This is a genomic window from Amycolatopsis methanolica 239 (assembly GCF_000739085.1).
Classification (GTDB): Bacteria; Actinomycetota; Actinomycetes; order Mycobacteriales; family Pseudonocardiaceae; genus Amycolatopsis_E; species Amycolatopsis_E methanolica.
In genome coordinates, this window is sequence record NZ_CP009110.1 from 1,244,196 (window position 1) to 1,259,559 (window position 15,364).

Sequence of the window (15,364 nt, forward strand, 5' to 3'; positions counted from 1 at the left end):
CGCAGGCGGCGGCCGTCGAAGGCCGCGATCGGGCTGATCTTCTTCCTGGCGGCGGCGATCGCGATCGTGTTGCTCGCCTTCAAGGCCCCGATCACGACGTTCTTCCGGCCAGGCGCGTCGATCGAGGCGGAGTTCGCTCGGAACTACCAGATGGTCGTCGACGAGACGAAGGTCAAGGTCTCGGGACTCGAGGTCGGCGTCGTGGACGGAGTCCGTTACACCGACCACGGGACCGCCATCGTGTCGATGAAGGTGGATCGGTCCGTGTTGGACGGGCTGGGCACGGCGCCGTCCGCGGAGATCTCGCCGCTGACGGTGCTCGGTGGTCGTTACACCGTCGAACTCCAGCACGGCGGCGGCACCGGTTCGTTCGTCGGGGGGTTCATCCCGCTGAACCGGACCAAACTGCCGGTCGAACTGGACCGGGTGCTGGAGGCACTGCCCAAGCCGACCCGTAAGAGCGTGCAGGACGACGTCGCGAACCTCGACGCGACACTGCGAAACGGGGGACCGGACGTGCGCGCGCTGGTGTCCGACCTGCCCTCGACGATGCGACCCGCCGAAGCCACCTTGCAGGGTCTTCAAGGCACCAGGCCAGATGTCGACCTGTCCAGCCTGGTGTCCGATATGGACAACGTTGCACGGGTGATAAGCACGCACGACGGGCAACTCGCCGACATCGTGCGGGACTTGCAGGCCACTACCGGCGTTCTCGCGCAGCAGAGCAGGCCGCTGGCGCAAGGGATCGACACACTGCCGACCGCGCTGTCGACCACCCGGGATGGGCTGGCCGGGCTGGACAGCACACTGACCCGGCTGACGCAGACCGCCAAGGACTTCCGGCCCGCGGCAGCCCAGCTCGATCCGGTGCTGCGGAAGTTGAATCCGGTACTGGTGGACGCGCAGCCGCTGCTGCGGGACCTGCGGCCGCTCGTCGACGACGCCCGCCCGGCGGTGCACGAGCTGGTCCCGGTGGCGCAGCGGGGTACGCAGATCCTGAACGACGTCCGCGGGCCGGTCATCGACCGGGTCAAGGGCCCGATCGCGGACACGCTGATGAACACCTGGCACGGCACCGGCCCCTACGCCGGGAGCGGTGGTGGAATGCAGGCCGACCACAAGTTCTATCAAGAGATCGGCTACATGGCGGCGAATCTCGATCGTGCGTCGTCTACGCAAGACAGTCAGGGCTCGCTTCTCGGGTTCCAGGTCGGGGTCAATCTCGGCTCGGTGCAAGGTCTTCCCTTCACCTTGCAGAACCTGTTGGCCCAGGTGGAGAGCGCAGTAGTGGGAGGTCGTCCGTGACAGCAGTGGCAAGAATCCGCCGGACCTGGGAGCGCGTCCGCAATGTGCCAGGCCTCGGCCGGGACGCCGTGGCACTGGCTGTGCTGGTGGCGCTGGGCCTCGCCTGCACCGGATACATCTTCTCGCAGTACGACATCAAGCCGCCGTGGCAGAGCGGCCGGGTGGTGTTCGCCGCCGAGTTCGAGAAGACGCCGGGCGTCCGGCCGGAGAGTCGGAACGAGGTGCGGATCGCCGGGGTCACCGTGGGGAAGATCGAGTCGGCCGAGCCGCTGCCGAACGGCAATGCGCGACTGGTTATGTCGCTCGACCCGGGGCACACCGTGTATTCCAACGCGAAGGCGGTGCTGAGCACCAAGGCGCCGTTGAACGTGATGTTCGTTTCGCTCGATCCTGGTGGCCCTCCGGGTACGCCGCTGCCTGCCAACGGCACAATTCCGGTGTCCCAGACCAAGCGCGTCATCCAGCCCTCCGAGCTGCTGTCCAAATTAGACGAGCGCACGCGGGACGCGTTGCAGACGCTGCTCGATGAGGCGGACACGGCGCTGGCGAACGCACCCGCGCAGCTGCCGGACGGTCTGCGGGCCACCGACGCGACGGTGAACGCGTTCCGCCCCGTCGTCGAGCAACTGCAGACCCGGCGGGGAACGATCAGCAAGCTGGTCACCTCGCTGTCGCAGATTTCCACCGCCGCGGGCCACGACGACGGCCGGCTGGCGGATCTGGTCGCGTCACTGCAGCAGACGCTGTCCGTACTGTCGCAACGGGACACTGAGTTGAGCGGCACGCTCGGCCAGATTCCGGGCTTCAGCGACGACCTGACGCACGCGATGGGCAGCGTGCGCGACCTGACGGGCGAGCTCAATCCGACGCTCGACGGGCTGCGGTCGGCATCCACCACACTGCCGCCCGCGCTGTCCAGGGTCACCGGCATGGTCGATCGTGCGGGCCCGCTCGTAGCGGCGGCGAAGCCGGTGGTCAGCGAAGCGAAACCGGTGGTGGCCGACCTGCGGCCGCTCGCCGGTGACGTGCACACGGCGTTCCGTCAGCTCGCCCCCGTCACGGGTTATCTGCCCTCGGCGACCGCGCGCATCGTGCCGTGGATGGGCGACCTCGCAGCCTTCGTGTACCAGACCTCGTCCGCGTTCAGCTTGGCCGACGCCAACGGCGGCCTCGGCAGGGCCAACCTCACGCTGTCGCTGGACAACCCGACGGGCGGTCTCGGCCCGGCCGACGGCGGGCCTGTCGGAGGTGGGAAGTGAAGCTCACAATGCGCCCGCGCAGATACGGCAGGCTGCTGACGATCGTCGGGTTGTCCCTGGCGTTCGTCGCTGGGTTCCTCTACTTCTGGACCGCGTCCGGCGGCACGGTGCCGGGGTTCACCCAAGACGGCTACCGTGTCTCGTTCGACAGCGCTGACACGAAGAACCTGCAGGAGCAGAGCGAAGTCACGATGGCGGGGGTCAAGATCGGCCAAGTTGTCGCGGAGGACCTCTCCGCAGGTGGCCGCCGGGTGGTGCTGAGCCTTACCGACGCGGCGCCGCTGCACCAAGGGGTGACCGTCCGGATCGGCGTCAAGTCGGTGATCGGGCAGTCCTATGTGGATGTAGTGGACGGGCAAGGGCCGCCGCTCGCGGAGGGCGCCGCGCTGCCACCGTCGGCGGTCATCCCCGCCGTCGACGTCGACGAGGTGATCAGCACCTTCGACCCGCAGACGCGAGCCGCCCTGAGCCAGAGCGTTCAATCGCTCGGCGCCGCGACAAAAGGTACCGCCGAGAGCACGTCCCAGCTGCTGTCGGGTCTCGGCGATCTCGGCCGCAACGGCTACACGGCGCTCGACGCGATCGCCGCGCAGTCGGCCGACCTGACGGCGCTGACCCGCGAAGCGGGACAGCTATTGGACACATTGGATACTGGTCGTGGGCGGATCGTATCCGTGGTCGACGACGCACACACGCTCGCCACGGCGACCGCCGGTCAGCGCAACGCGATCGAGTCGACGATGCGCCAGCTGCCGTCGTTGCTGACCGCTGCGAACTCCGCCACGGGCAAGCTCGGCGAGCTTTCCGTTGCGCTGCAACCGGTCACGACCGACCTCCGCGCCAGTGCACCAGACCTGAACCGGGCGCTGCTGCAGCTCCCGGCGACGACGAACGACCTGCGCGGCCTGCTGCCCGCGCTGAATGGCACGCTCGATGACGCGCCCGCGACGCTGCACCGGGTTCCGGCGGTCGGCGCCGACGTACGAGGGCTGCTGCCCACCGCCGACACGGCCCTGCGCGACCTGAACCCGGCCTTGTCCTATCTGGCGCCCTACGGCCGGGACGTGGGCGCAATGTTCGCGAGCTTCGGCGCGTCCATGGACCTGGTCACCGAGAACGGCATCCGGCCGATCCGGCTGGGCACCGTGTTCGATTCGGGCACGCTGCGGAACTATCCGGTGCCGCTGACGCTGGATCCGACGCACTGGAACAACGCGTACCCGGCGCCCGGCAAGGCCGGCGACCCGGCCCCGTACACGGGCACCTATCCCCAGGTGCAACGGGAACCGCGATGATCCGCGTACTTCGGCGGCTGGCGGGCGCCCTGCGCCGATGGTGGCGGGGCATCTCCCGGCGCGGGCTCGTAGCCGGTGCTGTGCTGCTCGCGCTGGCCGCGTGCACCGGCGGCGGGCTGTGGCAGGTGCGGATCGACACCGGCATCGAGTCGTTCCTGCCCACCGGGGATCCCGCCTACCAAGCGCTGCAGGACAAGGCGCGCTCCTTCGGCGGCGATCCCGTGGTGGTACTGCTCCGGTCGAAGGACCCGAACGATCTCCTGATGCAGCAGGAGAAACTGGCCGGGTTGCTAGGGCTGGAGGGCCAGCTGGCGAAGCTGCCGGACGTGGCCGCCGTATACGGGCCGGCCACGGTGCTGAACCAGATCGCGGGCGCCGCGCAGGACGTGCTCGCGCAGATCAGCGGCCGGCGCGACGCGCTGCGCAACACTGCTGAGCAGCAGGCGCGGGCCAACGGCGCGCGTGACGCCGACGTGAGAGCGGCCGGGGACGCGGCGGTGGCCCAGTTCGACGCCCGCTACGGCCCGCTGATCGTGCGGGGCCTGCCTACGGGCCTGCCCACATTGCGCAATCCGCGTTTCGTGGCCACGGCGATGTTTCAGGACGACGGCAGGCCCCGGCCCGAATGGCGGTTCGTGGTGCCGGACGATCACACGGCCACGCTGCTGATCCGGCCCCGCGAAGACATCGACCAGGCAGCGACGGGTCGGCTCGTCGACTCGGTGCGGTCGTCGGTCGATCACGCTGGGCTGGGCGCCGCGCAGGTCACCGTCACCGGGGTGCCGGCGGTGACCTCGGCGCTCACCGAGCGCGCCCGGCAGGAATTCCCCGTACTGGGCGCGATCGCGCTCACCACTGTGGGGTTGATCTTCTTGTTGGTGCCGTGGACCCGGCGGCGATGGACCCGGCTCCGCCCGCTGCTCGCCGCGATGTGCGGCACCGCGATCACCGTCGCCCTGTTCGGGTGGCTGCACCGGCCACTTTCGCTGGGTGTGGTCGCGTTTCTGCCCATCCTGCTGGGAATCGGCAGCGACTTTCCCTATTACCTGTTCCAGCGTGACCAGCTGCGGCGAGTACTCGTCGCAGCGCTCGCCGCGGCGCTGGGCTTCGCCTCGCTCGTTCTGTCGCCGCTCCCGTTCGTCGGCGAACTCGGACTGGCACTCGGGATCGGGATCGTCGCGACGGTCGGCGTCGCCCTGTTCCTGCGCCGGATGTTCGGGGTCGAAGAGGCCCAGCCGACGAGCGGTGGCCGACCGCTGCCGCGGGGCACGCGACGCTGGCGTATCGCGGTCGCGGTCGTCGCGATCGCGCTCGCCGGGCTGGGGTGGACAGCGCTACCTCGGTTGGGAATCGAGGCCGACCCGCAACAGTTGGCCAAGGGACTCACCGAACTCACCGACGCGCAGCGCGCCGAGCAAGTACTCGGCTCCGCCGGTGAGGTCAGCATCATGGTGCGCGGCAAGGACGTCAGCAGCCCGCAGGTCCTCCAATGGGCCCGTCAGGCCGAGGAGAGCCTCGTCCGCGGTTACGGGCGCGACCTGCATCCGATCATCACGATCGACGACCTGCTCCAGTTCCTCGGCGACAACCCCACGGCCGAGCAGATCGACGCGGCGAAGCAGCTGATGCCCGCCTACCTCACCTCCGCTGTCCTCCGGCAGGACGACACCGCCGGCGTGCTGGTGTTCGGAGTGGACCTGCGCGATCTCTACCAGCAGCGGGACCTGTTGGCACATGTCCAGGCCAGCCTGCCAGCACCGCCCGCCGGTTACCACGCCGAGTTGGTCGGCCTTCCGGTCGCCGCCGTGCGCGGCCTCGATCTCGTGTCCGGCGGACGCATCCTGATAAACATCGTCAGCGTTCTCGTTGCCGGGCTGGTGCTCACGATCGGCTTGGGCCGTCGCGACGCGTTGCGTGGCGTGCTGACGGTTCTGCTCGCCTCCGGGTGGGTGCTCGCCTTGGCGTGGACGGTGATCGGCTCGCTGAGCCCGCTCACCGTCGCGATCGGGTCGCTCACCACGGCAACCGGCTGCGAGTTCGCGGTCATGATGGCCAAGCCGGGCCACGGCGGGCGGCGGTGGTTGTTCCGGGGCGTCGGCACCACCGCGCTGGCCGGGTCGGTCGGATATCTCGTTCTCGCGTGTTCCGGCCTCGCGGTGCTTTCCCAATTCGGGCTGCTGCTCGCGTCGGGCGTGGTGTGCTCCTACGTGGCCGCGCTGCTGGTCGTTTGGCTTGTGCCGCCGCATGCCGCTCAACCGGCGGCCGTCCCCGCCGAACCCGAAGTACCGGCATTGGCAGGAAAGGAATCGGTGTCATGAAGTTCAGCGGTCTCCGCACCGTCCGGCGCTGGCCCGCGCTCGCACCGCGCGGGCGCGGCCAGCGGGCTGTCGTGCCGATAATCGTGGCGGTCATGCTCGCGGCAGGAGCACAGTTGGGCGTCGCCTGGGCGACCGCGCTGCCCGCCAATGCCGTGCTGCGCACGGGAAACACGGTGATCACCAAGGACGACTTCCAGCGGCGCACCCACGTGCTCGAGGCGCTGTACGGCATTGAGGTCCCACCGGCGGGCAAGCAGCTGGACACGTTCAACAAGGACGTGGCCAAATCCATCGCGGTGAGCCTGATCCTGGACGACGCGGCGCGCCGGAGCGGGATCGTGATCGCCGACAAGAACGCGAGTGACGCGCTGCAGGACCTGATCGACAAGCAACTGCCCGGCGGCAGGCAGGCATTCGACGGGTTTCTCGCGACCGCACGGATTTCCGAGCCGGACGTGCTCGACGAGGTGAAGCGACAGCTGGCCACCAACAAACTGTTCGACCAGCTGGCCGCACAAACACCACCGGTGACGGACGCCGACACGCGAGCCGCGTTCGACCAGCGCAGGGACCAGCTCGCCGTACCCGAACGCCGTCAGTTGCGCAATATCGTGGTGGCTTCACAGGCCGACGCCGACCAGGTGCTCGTCCAGGCGCAGTCGGGAGCCGACTTCGGGCTCCTCGCGTCCGCGTCGTCGCTGGATCAGAGCTCGAAGGACAAGGGCGGTGACATCGGCACGTTGAGCTCCGACCAATTGGATCAGACCTTTGCGAAGGCCGCTTTCGCGGCGCCGGTCGGGGCCTTTTTCGGACCCGTGCAGACGGGGTTCGGCTGGAACGTCGGACAGGTGGTGAACATCGAGCCGGGCAACAAGTTGAGCTACGACGAGGCGTCGCCGCAACTCAAGGGCCAGTTGGACGAGGAACGCAAACTCGGTGTGTGGCAAAGCTGGCTGGGGGAGCAGATCGAGGGTGCGCATGTTGAATATGCCGACGCGTACCGTCCGGACAACCCCGACGCGCCACCCGCCTTCGCCCCCCGTTGACCGACGATTCCGGTTCGCGGAACCCGATCTTGCGTCAACAGCGTCGCCCTTACATCGTTGAATCACGGAAATTCGCTGGCGGATTTTGAGAAAAGGACCTCACGATGGGCTTTTCCACGAAGACGTCTCCACGACAGTACGACCGCGCGCCCCAGCTGGAACTGGCCGAGAGCTTGGCGCCGCGCAAGACCCAGCCGGTGAAGCTCTTCGCGATCGTCGGCGCGATCTTCCTTGCGCTGACCATGTACTGCTGGGCGGACTGGCTTTTCTCCGGCGACGCGAAAGCGGCGCCGCTCGGCCCGACTCCGATACCCGGCTGGCTGCGCAACTCGGCCTTGATCTGGCAGATCGGGTTCGGCGCCGGCGGGCTTGCGGTATTGTATTTCTTCCTCATCCGGCCGTGGGTGCGCGAAGGGCGGCTCACTTTTGACGGCATGATGGTGCTGTGCTGGCTACAGTTGTGGGCACTGCAGGACCCGCTGGCGAACTACACCGTGCAGATATTCAATTACAACGCTGTCCTGTTCAACCGTGGCTGCCCGCAATGCCATCTCCCGGGCTGGCAGAGCCCGCACGGTGAGCGCATGGCCGAGCCGCTGGTGCTCGGCCCGGGCCTGTACCTGGTGGGTCTGTTCCTCATCGTCTTGCTGTGTAACCACATCATGAGCCTGGCGAAGCGGCGGTGGCCGCGGCTGGGTACCGTGGGCCTCATCGTGGTCGCGATCGTGTTCATGGGTGTTGTGGACTTCGTGCTGGAGATCATCTGGATTCGGACGGGCCTCTATCACATGGGTGGCTCGATGCGGTCGATGTCACTGTTCGCCGGTGAGTGGTACCAGGTCCCGTTGTACGAGATGTTCCTGTGGGGCACGACCTGGGGCCTGCTCGCCTGCGTCCGCTACTTCCGTAACGACCGCGGCGAGACCATTGCCGAGCGGGGCGCCGCGGAGATTGCCGGCGGCCAACGGAAGAAGGCGGCGGTGCGGCTGCTTGCGTTGTGCGGCGTGATGAACCTCATCATGTTCGTGTTGTTCACCTTGCCCTGGCAGTGGTTCGGCCTGCACACCGACGACTATCCGCAGGGCATTCTGGACCGCTCCTACATGACGAACGGCATGTGCGGCCAGGGCAGCGAGTACGCCTGCCCGGGCCCGGACATCCCGGTCGTGCGCGGCCCCGGTTCGCCCTACGCCACTCCGGACGGACGTCTCGTCCAGCCCGGGGCGCTGCCGATCCAGGTCGGCGGATGACGAAAACTGGCGCGCTCGCGGAATATTCCCTTCTCGCGAGCGCTGTGGGCTGCCGCGATGTCGAGGTGGTCGGCGTCGACGGTGGCCCGTCATACACCGACGGCAGGCACGTCGTCGTCGACGCCCGGGCCAGTGACCCGCTGCCGACATTGTTGTGCCAGTCGGCGCTCATCGGAGCGGGCAGCCTGCAGCCCGACATGGTCCGGAAACTGTCGCGGGGTCGGGAAACGGTCGCGCGTTACGTGCTGCTGGAGGTCCACCGCGCCTGCCGGTCTCTGCGGAACTCGCTGCCCGGCTGGTTCGTCGAACTCGTCGGCAGCTCACCCGGTGCGGAGGTCTCGGCGTCCGCGGAGGAGTCCCTGCAGCGCGCGCTGGGCCGCGAGGAATTGCCCGCCACGCCCGAATGGTTCGGCACGGTGATGCCGAGAACCTCGCTGCGGAAAGGAAAAGCGAGTAGGTCCACCCCGGTCGACGGCAGCAAACTGAAGGCTGCTGAGGTTGTGGCGCCTGACCGTGACGCGCAGGACGATCCGGTCCGCCGGATCTTCCGGGCGCCGTTCGCCGTGCACAACCCGCTCTCCCGACTCCTCGGCCGCGGCCTGTCCCGGGCCGAGCGGCACCCGCGCGGCTCGGTGAGCGCTTTGCACCTCGACGATTCGAACCTGGCCGCCGGATCGGGCAGGCGACTCGTCACCTCACCTCCCGGGAGCGGTCGGAGCAGTTTCGCCGCGGTACCCGAACCCCTCGCGGGATCACGGTTTCCGGAGTGGGACTGCTGGCGCGGGGAGTACCGGCGAGGCTGGTGCTCCGTCATTGAGTACGCGCCAGAACAGCGCGTGCCGCGCCCGGCGCCCGAGGTGAGCGTGCACGGGGACCGTGCGATCCGCGCGGACCTCGCCAGGGTGAGCCGGTCGCTAGCCTGGCATACCAGGCAGCCACAAGGCGAGGACGTCGACCTCGACGCGGTGGTCCAGGGCGTGGCGCGGAGCGGACGGGCGTCGCCGCATATCGAGCACGCCTATCGGGAGAAGCGCCGGTCGCGACCGGACCTGACGGTGTCGATCCTGCTCGATGCATCCGGCTCCACCGCGGATGAGCAGCCCTCCGGCGGCACCGTCTACGACCGGCAGTCGGCGATCGTGCTGAATCTGATGCGTGCGCTCGAGGATGTCGGGCACGGCGTCGAGGTGACCGCGTTCAACTCCGCGGGCCGGGCGCAGGTCCGGGTGATCCCGATAAAACGGTTGCAGGAGAACGGGAACTCCGCGGTGCGGTCGCGATTGTTCCAGGTGCGGCCGACGGGGTGCACTCGGATGGGAGCCGCGATCCGGTACGCGACCCGCCGCATGGCGCATGTCCCGGCAGGTAGGCAGGTGCTGCTCATGGTGTCCGACGGTTTTCCCTACGATCAGAACTACGAGGGCCGTTATGCGGACGCCGACACCGGCCGCGCCCTGCGGGAAGCCAGGCGTGCCGGTGTCGCATGCGTGTGCCTTTCGGTCTCGAACACGATGACCGAGGACCGGCTGACCCAGATCTTCGGCAACGCCGCGCATCTCCGGCTGGCGAGCGACCGTGACGTGTCCGAGCGGGTGGTTTCGTTGCTGCGGCAGGCACTGCGAGGCGTGTCGCAGACAGTCTGATGTGGACGATTCTAGGGAAGGTGACGACGTGACGGAGATTACGGTGGCGGCCCCCGCGCGACGGACGGCCGACGGGACCGGTCCCTATTACCAGCCTGTCGGCAACGAGGTCGAGGTTTTCACGGCCGCGTTCCGCAGTCGCCGGGCGATCATGCTGACGGGCCCGACCGGCTGCGGCAAGACCCGATTCGTCGAGGCGATGGCGCACCAGTTGGGGGTGCCCCTGCACACCGTGTCCTGCCATGAGGACCTCAGCTCCTCCGATCTGCTCGGGCGTTACCTGCTCAAGGCCGGTGAGACGGTCTGGGTGGACGGGCCGCTGACCCGCGCGGCGCGGCACGGCGGTATCTGCTACCTGGACGAGATCGTTGAGGCCAGGCAGGATGCGACGGTCGTGGTCCATTCGGTCGCCGACCACCGGCGCGAACTCAACCTCGAGCGGCACGGGGCGGAACGCATTGTCGCGCATTCGGATTTCTGCCTGGTCGTGTCGTTCAACCCGGGTTACCAGAGCGTCCTCAAGGATCTGAAGGTCTCCACCCGGCAGCGTATGGTGACGGTGCGGTTCGGTTTCCCGCCAGCCGAGGCCGAACATGAGGTCGTCGTGCGCGAGACCGGTGTCGGCCCCGACGAGGCGTGGGCCCTGGTGTTGTTCGCACAAGCGGTACGGCGCCTGGAACACGGCCGTCTGCGGGAGGCCGCCTCGACCAGGACGGTGGTGGCCGCAGCGGCCTTGACCAGCCAAGGTATGTCGACGTTTGACGCCGGCATGGCCGCGATGGTTCGCCCGATGACCGACGACGCGGACGAGGAAGCCGGTCTCGCTGCGATGTTGGAGACCTACACCGCCCGTCGTTGAGCCGGACACCCGCTGCGCCGGCCGGTCACCGGGTAGCGCGGCGTCAGCCGGGGAAGTGGCACAGCTCCAGCTGGATGTTGTCCGGGTCGCGGGGTACCAGTACGGAGTAGGGGCCGCTCGGTGACGCCGGAGTGGGGGACGTCCAGCTGGTCCAGCCATGATGCCCACGCGACGAGGTCCTCGGGTCGCTACGGCGATGCCAAGATGGTCCAGGCCAGCGCGGCTTTCGTCCGCTTGTTCGCCTTGTTGGTTTCGTGGTGGTGCAGGCCGATGGCCAGGCCCGACTTCTCGTCCAGCAGCAACACGGCGTAGTCGCCCGCCTCGTCGCCGTAGTGGGGGAACGGGGGCGGCACCCGCTGGAGGCCGAACACGCGTTGGTACGACGTCACGAGTGTGCGCGTGTGCCAGCCGCTCATCTCCACGATCCGCCATCGACCGGTTAACGGCGCCGCGGACCTTGCAACGCCTCTCGCCACAAGGTGCCAGTGCCACACCGTGCCGTGGTCCACGGCCATCCGCTCGCCGATCAGCGCGAACGACCAGCCAGACTCGTACAGTCGCATCGCCTCGTCGACCTGCTCGGGGGAGCGGCCCTGGCGCCGCATCGCTACGCCTTGCCGCTGGAGGAGCAGGCTGGCTGTCTGCCGGCTTATTGCGAACTCCCGCCCGTGCCGGTAGGAGGCGTACGCCGCGCCGAGTGCCACCAGGGCGGTGCAGCGGCACTGCACCCACAACGCCCGCCCCGACGACGTGCCGGCTCCGTCGTCGGGGTCATCGGGCACCACCGCCCGCCGCGTGCCGATCGGACGAACCGTGATCTCAGGGCCTTCGACCAGCACTTCGCGGCTCTTTTGCTGACACGTTAGGTCCACAGTCGTCAAGATCGCCCGATCTGCTCGAGGGAGCAGGTCGGGCGATTTTTCGTTTTGGCGAACATCCGCGCACCGCTGAGCCGGCTTCGGTATCTGGGCAACCGTGGTCGCGGCTGGTTCCACGGCACGGGGTCGCGGCGGCTCGGCGAGCCGGCTGATCGCCCGTTGTGGATGGTGTTCCGCTGACACGGGCAGTCGATGGGCGGGATGGGGGCGCGGGTCTTTACAACGAGGTGGAATCTCGTGAAGAAGCGTGTCCGAACTGTGGACGAAGAACTACTCGCCAAGTTCAGTTCCGATACGGCTCGAACAAACTCGGCCGGTACAAGATCGGCGACTTCCTCGAGTGGGGCGCCAACGACGCCGGGACTCCTCAGAGGTCCCTCGTTGCGGTGCGCGGATACGGGCTGCCCTGTCCCAATTGGAAATTCTACGACGAGCCGATGTACGACGTCTTGCTTGATTCGACGTGATAGTCGAATTCCGACGAGAGTCTGGGTTGTACGACTACGATCAAGACGGGAGTGACGAGGAGTTCGTCATCATTCGGGAGTGAGCCGTCCTCGAAGGCGGCGTGGATCCTGGTCGGCAGGTCGGGGTGCTTCTCCATGTGCAGCCAGTACATCCGACCTGAAAAAGGACACAACCTGACCGCCTCCCCTGGGAGCATGCCGCGGTGACCACTTTGGACAGCAGGGCGCTCAACCGGGCGACGTTGGCTCGCCAGTTGCTCCTCGAGCGGGCCGATCTGCCCGTCGTGGAGGCGGTGTCGCACCTGTGCGGGTTGCAGGCCCAGGAGCCGCAGGAACCGTTCGTCGGGTTGTGGTCGCGGCTTCGGGGCTTCCAGCCGGCCGCGCTTGACGAGCTGCTGACCGGCAGGCGAGTCGTGCGCACGCACCTCATGCGCCGCACCATTCACCTCGTCACGGCGGGCGACGTCCTGGCCTGGCGGAGCCGCCACGACGCGATGCTGCGCCAGCGGGTGCTCGGCGTCTACCGCCGCGAGCTGGACGGCGTGGATCCCGGCGGGGTGGCCGCGGCGGCGCGGGCGGAGCTGGCCCGTGACGAGCCGCGCACGATGGCCGACATCGGGCGGGCGCTCGCCGGGCGCTGGCCGTCCGCGGGGCCACGGCCGCTGGGCGAACTCGCGATCGCGGCGCTCGTGCCGACGGTGCAGGTGCCGCCGCGGGGGCTGTGGCGCGCCAAGGCCGGCGTCCGCAACGCCCGGCTGTCCTCCTGGCTGGGATGCGACGTCGACCCGCTCCCCGAGGACGGCGCCGACCCCATCGGGCAGGCGCTCACGCGCCGCTACCTGGCCGCCTTCGGCCCGGCCACCGGGGCCGACCTGCGGGCCTGGAGCGGCCTCGCCGGCCTGCCCGCCGCGGTGGCCGCCATCCGCGACGAACTGGTCGCCTTCCGCGACGAACACGGCCGCGAACTCCTCGACCTGCCCGACGCGCCGCGACCCGACCCCGGCACACTCGCCCCGGTCCGGTTCCTGCCCGCGTTCGACAACGCCATCCTCGGCTACCAGGACCGCAGCCGGATCATCGACGACGCCCACCGCAACCTGTCCGTGGCCGGCGAGCGCGTCGTGCTGGTCGACGGCCGAGTCGCCGCCACCTGGACCGTCGGAGCGGACACTGTGACCATCACACCGCTGCGCCGCTTCACCCGCGCCGAGCGGACCGCCGTCGACGAGGAGGCCCGGCACCTCACCGCGTTCCTCACCGACGCAGTCCGAACTTCCTGACCGGCCCGCGTCATGTCGGCGAGCCTCACCCGGCCTGAGTGGTGTGGCGCGCCGCGACACCTGACGGCATCCGGTTGTGACCCGGATCGCATCCTAAAATGTCGGTCCGTTCCGCGACATGGCGGGCGGGGCTGCGCCGTCTCCACACCGGAGGAACGAACACGAGGGGGACGGATGATCTGGCGCGGCAGGGTGCGGGTGACAAACGGGTCCGCGGTGCTGCGGTGCTACCGCCGCACCGTGTGCGGGTGCGGGCGCAAGCAGCGCAGGCTCCAGGTGTTCGGCACGCCCCTGCGCGACGAGACCGGCGCCGTCCGTTCGCCGCGCAGCCTCCGGCGCGCCCTGCGTGCCGCGGCGAAGGCGTGGCAACCGGACCGGACGTGCGACGCGTGCGCCCGCCGGTCACGAGCCGGCGTTCTGGACCGGAACAACGCGACCGTGCGCTGACTCACCCGGCGTGGCGGAACCGGGCGCGGTGCCGGCGCGTCCATGCGAGGACAGCCCGCCGGAAAGGACTCCCATGGCTCAGCCGTATCCCGCCCCACCGCCGCGCCGCCGGTGGCCACTCGTCGTGACCGCCCTCGTGGTGGGGCTCGTGGTCGGCGCGGGAATCGTCGGGCTGGTCTGGATCGGGTCCGGGCCGGGCGCCGCCGCGGCCGACGCCGACGCTGCCTGCGCGGCAGTGGCGCGCACCACGTCGCTCGAGCCCGACACCCAGTACGCCGGCTTCCAGCGCTGGGGCGCGGCGTCGCAGCTCGCGGCCGCGGCGGCCGAGCAGGAGCCGCGCTACCAGGCCCTCGCCGACGCGTTGAAGGCGCCGCTCGAGATCGTCATGCGGACTTTCGAGGCCTCCGGACCGCAGTTCGACGCGGCGATGAACCGCGCCAGGTCGGCCTGCGACGACCTCTAGGACGTGGTCAGCGGGCGCCCGCCGGTGACCCGCAGGAGGTCCAGCTTGCCGGCGTCCGCGCTGCCCGCCGCCGTCGTGTAGGTGACCACCCGCAGGTCCGCGCCCGGCACCAGCAGCACGTCGCAGTCGAACAGGATGTCGCCGACCTCGGGGTGCGTGACCGTCTTGCGTTCGGACTCGTGCACGGCCGCCGCGGTCTGGGTGTCCCAGTACCGGGCGAAGGCGTGCGAAGTTCGGCGCAGCTCCCGCACCAGGCGGTCGAGCTGGGCGTCGGCCGGGTAGCGGGACACGGCGTCCTTCAGGTCGGCCACGAGCGACATCGCGAACGCCTCCGCGCCGCGCTCCGGCCGCACCGGCGGGGCGGCGCCGGTGAAGACCGCCCGCACCAGGTTGCGGTCGGATCCCGGGTCCCCGAACAGGGCGGACCACGTGGCGTTCCACCAGACCAACGTCCAGTCCGCGGCGAACACCCCGATCGGCACGTCGCCCAGGCGCGCGACGAGCCGCTGGACGCCCGGGGGCACGTGCGTGTTCACCGACCCGTCCTGCGGCGGCAGGAGGCCGGCCGCGCGGTAGAGCTGGTCCCGTTCGGGCCGGGACAACTGCAGCGCCCGGGCCAGCGCGCCGACCACCTGCGCCGACGGGTTCTTCGCGCGGCCCTGCTCCAGGCGCAGCACGTAGTCCACCGACAGCCCGGCCAGCTGGGCGAGCTCCTCGCGGCGCAGGCCGGGAGCGCGGCGGCCGGTCGTGACGGGCAGGCCGGCATCAGCCGGGGACAGGCGGTCGCGCCAGGCGCGCACCAGCCTGCCGAAACCGGAGTGGGGGACAGCCACGGGTCCATTCTGTCCGCTCCC

The 15,364-nt window shown here is 69.3% G+C and carries 13 protein-coding genes; 11 read left to right on the forward strand and 2 right to left on the reverse strand.

Going from position 1 to position 15,364, the window contains the following annotated elements; translation table 11 throughout:
* The first annotated feature begins 66 nt into the window (after positions 1-66).
* The 8 genes from AMETH_RS06095 (at position 67) to AMETH_RS06130 (ending at position 10,975) form a co-directional block, all read left to right on the forward strand.
* A complete protein-coding gene (locus tag AMETH_RS06095) occupies positions 67-1,305 on the forward strand; it encodes an MlaD family protein (protein WP_156131616.1) in 1,239 nt (412 codons plus the stop codon).
* Positions 1,302-2,564: an MlaD family protein gene (locus tag AMETH_RS06100; protein ID WP_209436852.1), complete on the forward strand. Its 1,263-nt coding sequence runs from the start codon at positions 1,302-1,304 to the stop codon at positions 2,562-2,564. The genes AMETH_RS06095 and AMETH_RS06100 overlap by 4 nt, the downstream gene beginning before the upstream one ends.
* Positions 2,565-2,614: 50 nt before the next feature.
* A complete protein-coding gene (locus AMETH_RS06105) occupies positions 2,615-3,859 on the forward strand; it encodes an MlaD family protein (protein WP_209436853.1) in 1,245 nt (414 codons plus the stop codon).
* On the forward strand, positions 3,856-6,177 hold the full coding sequence (locus AMETH_RS06110; protein WP_081617673.1) for an MMPL family transporter: 2,322 nt from the start codon (positions 3,856-3,858) through the stop codon (positions 6,175-6,177). Before AMETH_RS06105 ends, AMETH_RS06110 begins: the two co-directional genes overlap by 4 nt.
* Positions 6,174-7,223: a peptidylprolyl isomerase gene (locus tag AMETH_RS38580; protein ID WP_017987175.1), complete on the forward strand. Its 1,050-nt coding sequence runs from the start codon at positions 6,174-6,176 to the stop codon at positions 7,221-7,223. The genes AMETH_RS06110 and AMETH_RS38580 overlap by 4 nt, the downstream gene beginning before the upstream one ends.
* Before the next feature lie 104 nt (positions 7,224-7,327).
* Positions 7,328-8,473 carry a spirocyclase AveC family protein gene (locus AMETH_RS06120; protein ID WP_017987176.1) on the forward strand — a complete coding sequence of 382 codons (1,146 nt, stop codon included), beginning with the start codon at positions 7,328-7,330 and terminating at the stop codon, positions 8,471-8,473.
* On the forward strand, positions 8,470-10,116 hold the full coding sequence (locus AMETH_RS35510) for a nitric oxide reductase activation protein NorD (RefSeq protein WP_081617674.1): 1,647 nt from the start codon (positions 8,470-8,472) through the stop codon (positions 10,114-10,116). The genes AMETH_RS06120 and AMETH_RS35510 overlap by 4 nt, the downstream gene beginning before the upstream one ends.
* Positions 10,117-10,144: 28 nt before the next feature.
* On the forward strand, positions 10,145-10,975 hold the full coding sequence (locus AMETH_RS06130; RefSeq protein WP_017987178.1) for a CbbQ/NirQ/NorQ/GpvN family protein: 831 nt from the start codon (positions 10,145-10,147) through the stop codon (positions 10,973-10,975).
* Between the two features lie 188 nt (positions 10,976-11,163).
* Here the strand turns inward: AMETH_RS06130 and AMETH_RS39015 are convergent, their stop codons facing one another.
* Positions 11,164-11,814: a hypothetical protein gene (locus AMETH_RS39015; RefSeq protein WP_209436951.1), complete on the reverse strand. Its 651-nt coding sequence runs from the start codon at positions 11,812-11,814 to the stop codon at positions 11,164-11,166.
* Between the two features lie 709 nt (positions 11,815-12,523).
* On the opposite strand from AMETH_RS39015, the gene AMETH_RS06145 reads away from it, so the two are divergent.
* The 3 genes from AMETH_RS06145 (at position 12,524) to AMETH_RS06155 (ending at position 14,510) form a co-directional block, all read left to right on the forward strand.
* Entirely contained in the window at positions 12,524-13,600 is a 1,077-nt protein-coding gene (locus AMETH_RS06145; RefSeq protein ID WP_026153858.1) for a winged helix DNA-binding domain-containing protein, read from the forward strand.
* Between the two features lie 198 nt (positions 13,601-13,798).
* Positions 13,799-14,047 carry a hypothetical protein gene (locus tag AMETH_RS06150; protein ID WP_223843067.1) on the forward strand — a complete coding sequence of 83 codons (249 nt, stop codon included), beginning with the start codon at positions 13,799-13,801 and terminating at the stop codon, positions 14,045-14,047.
* Between the two features lie 124 nt (positions 14,048-14,171).
* On the forward strand, positions 14,172-14,510 hold the full coding sequence (locus tag AMETH_RS06155; RefSeq protein ID WP_017987182.1) for a hypothetical protein: 339 nt from the start codon (positions 14,172-14,174) through the stop codon (positions 14,508-14,510).
* Here the strand turns inward: AMETH_RS06155 and AMETH_RS06160 are convergent.
* The gene (locus AMETH_RS06160) at positions 14,507-15,343 is read right to left on the reverse strand and encodes a helix-turn-helix transcriptional regulator (RefSeq protein WP_017987183.1); all 837 of its coding nucleotides are present in this window, start codon (positions 15,341-15,343) and stop codon (positions 14,507-14,509) included. The genes AMETH_RS06155 and AMETH_RS06160 overlap by 4 nt on opposite strands.
* Positions 15,344-15,364: the final 21 nt, after the last annotated feature.

Excerpts from the sequence above, each read along its gene's own strand:
- AMETH_RS06110 (WP_081617673.1), top strand. The coding sequence starts at position 3,856 with ATGATCCGCGTACTTCGGCGGCTGGCGGGCGCCCTGCGCCGATGGTGG.
- AMETH_RS38580 (WP_017987175.1), top strand. The coding sequence starts at position 6,174 with ATGAAGTTCAGCGGTCTCCGCACCGTCCGGCGCTGGCCCGCGCTCGCA.
- AMETH_RS06120 (WP_017987176.1), top strand. The coding sequence starts at position 7,328 with ATGGGCTTTTCCACGAAGACGTCTCCACGACAGTACGACCGCGCGCCC.
- AMETH_RS35510 (WP_081617674.1), top strand. The coding sequence starts at position 8,470 with ATGACGAAAACTGGCGCGCTCGCGGAATATTCCCTTCTCGCGAGCGCT.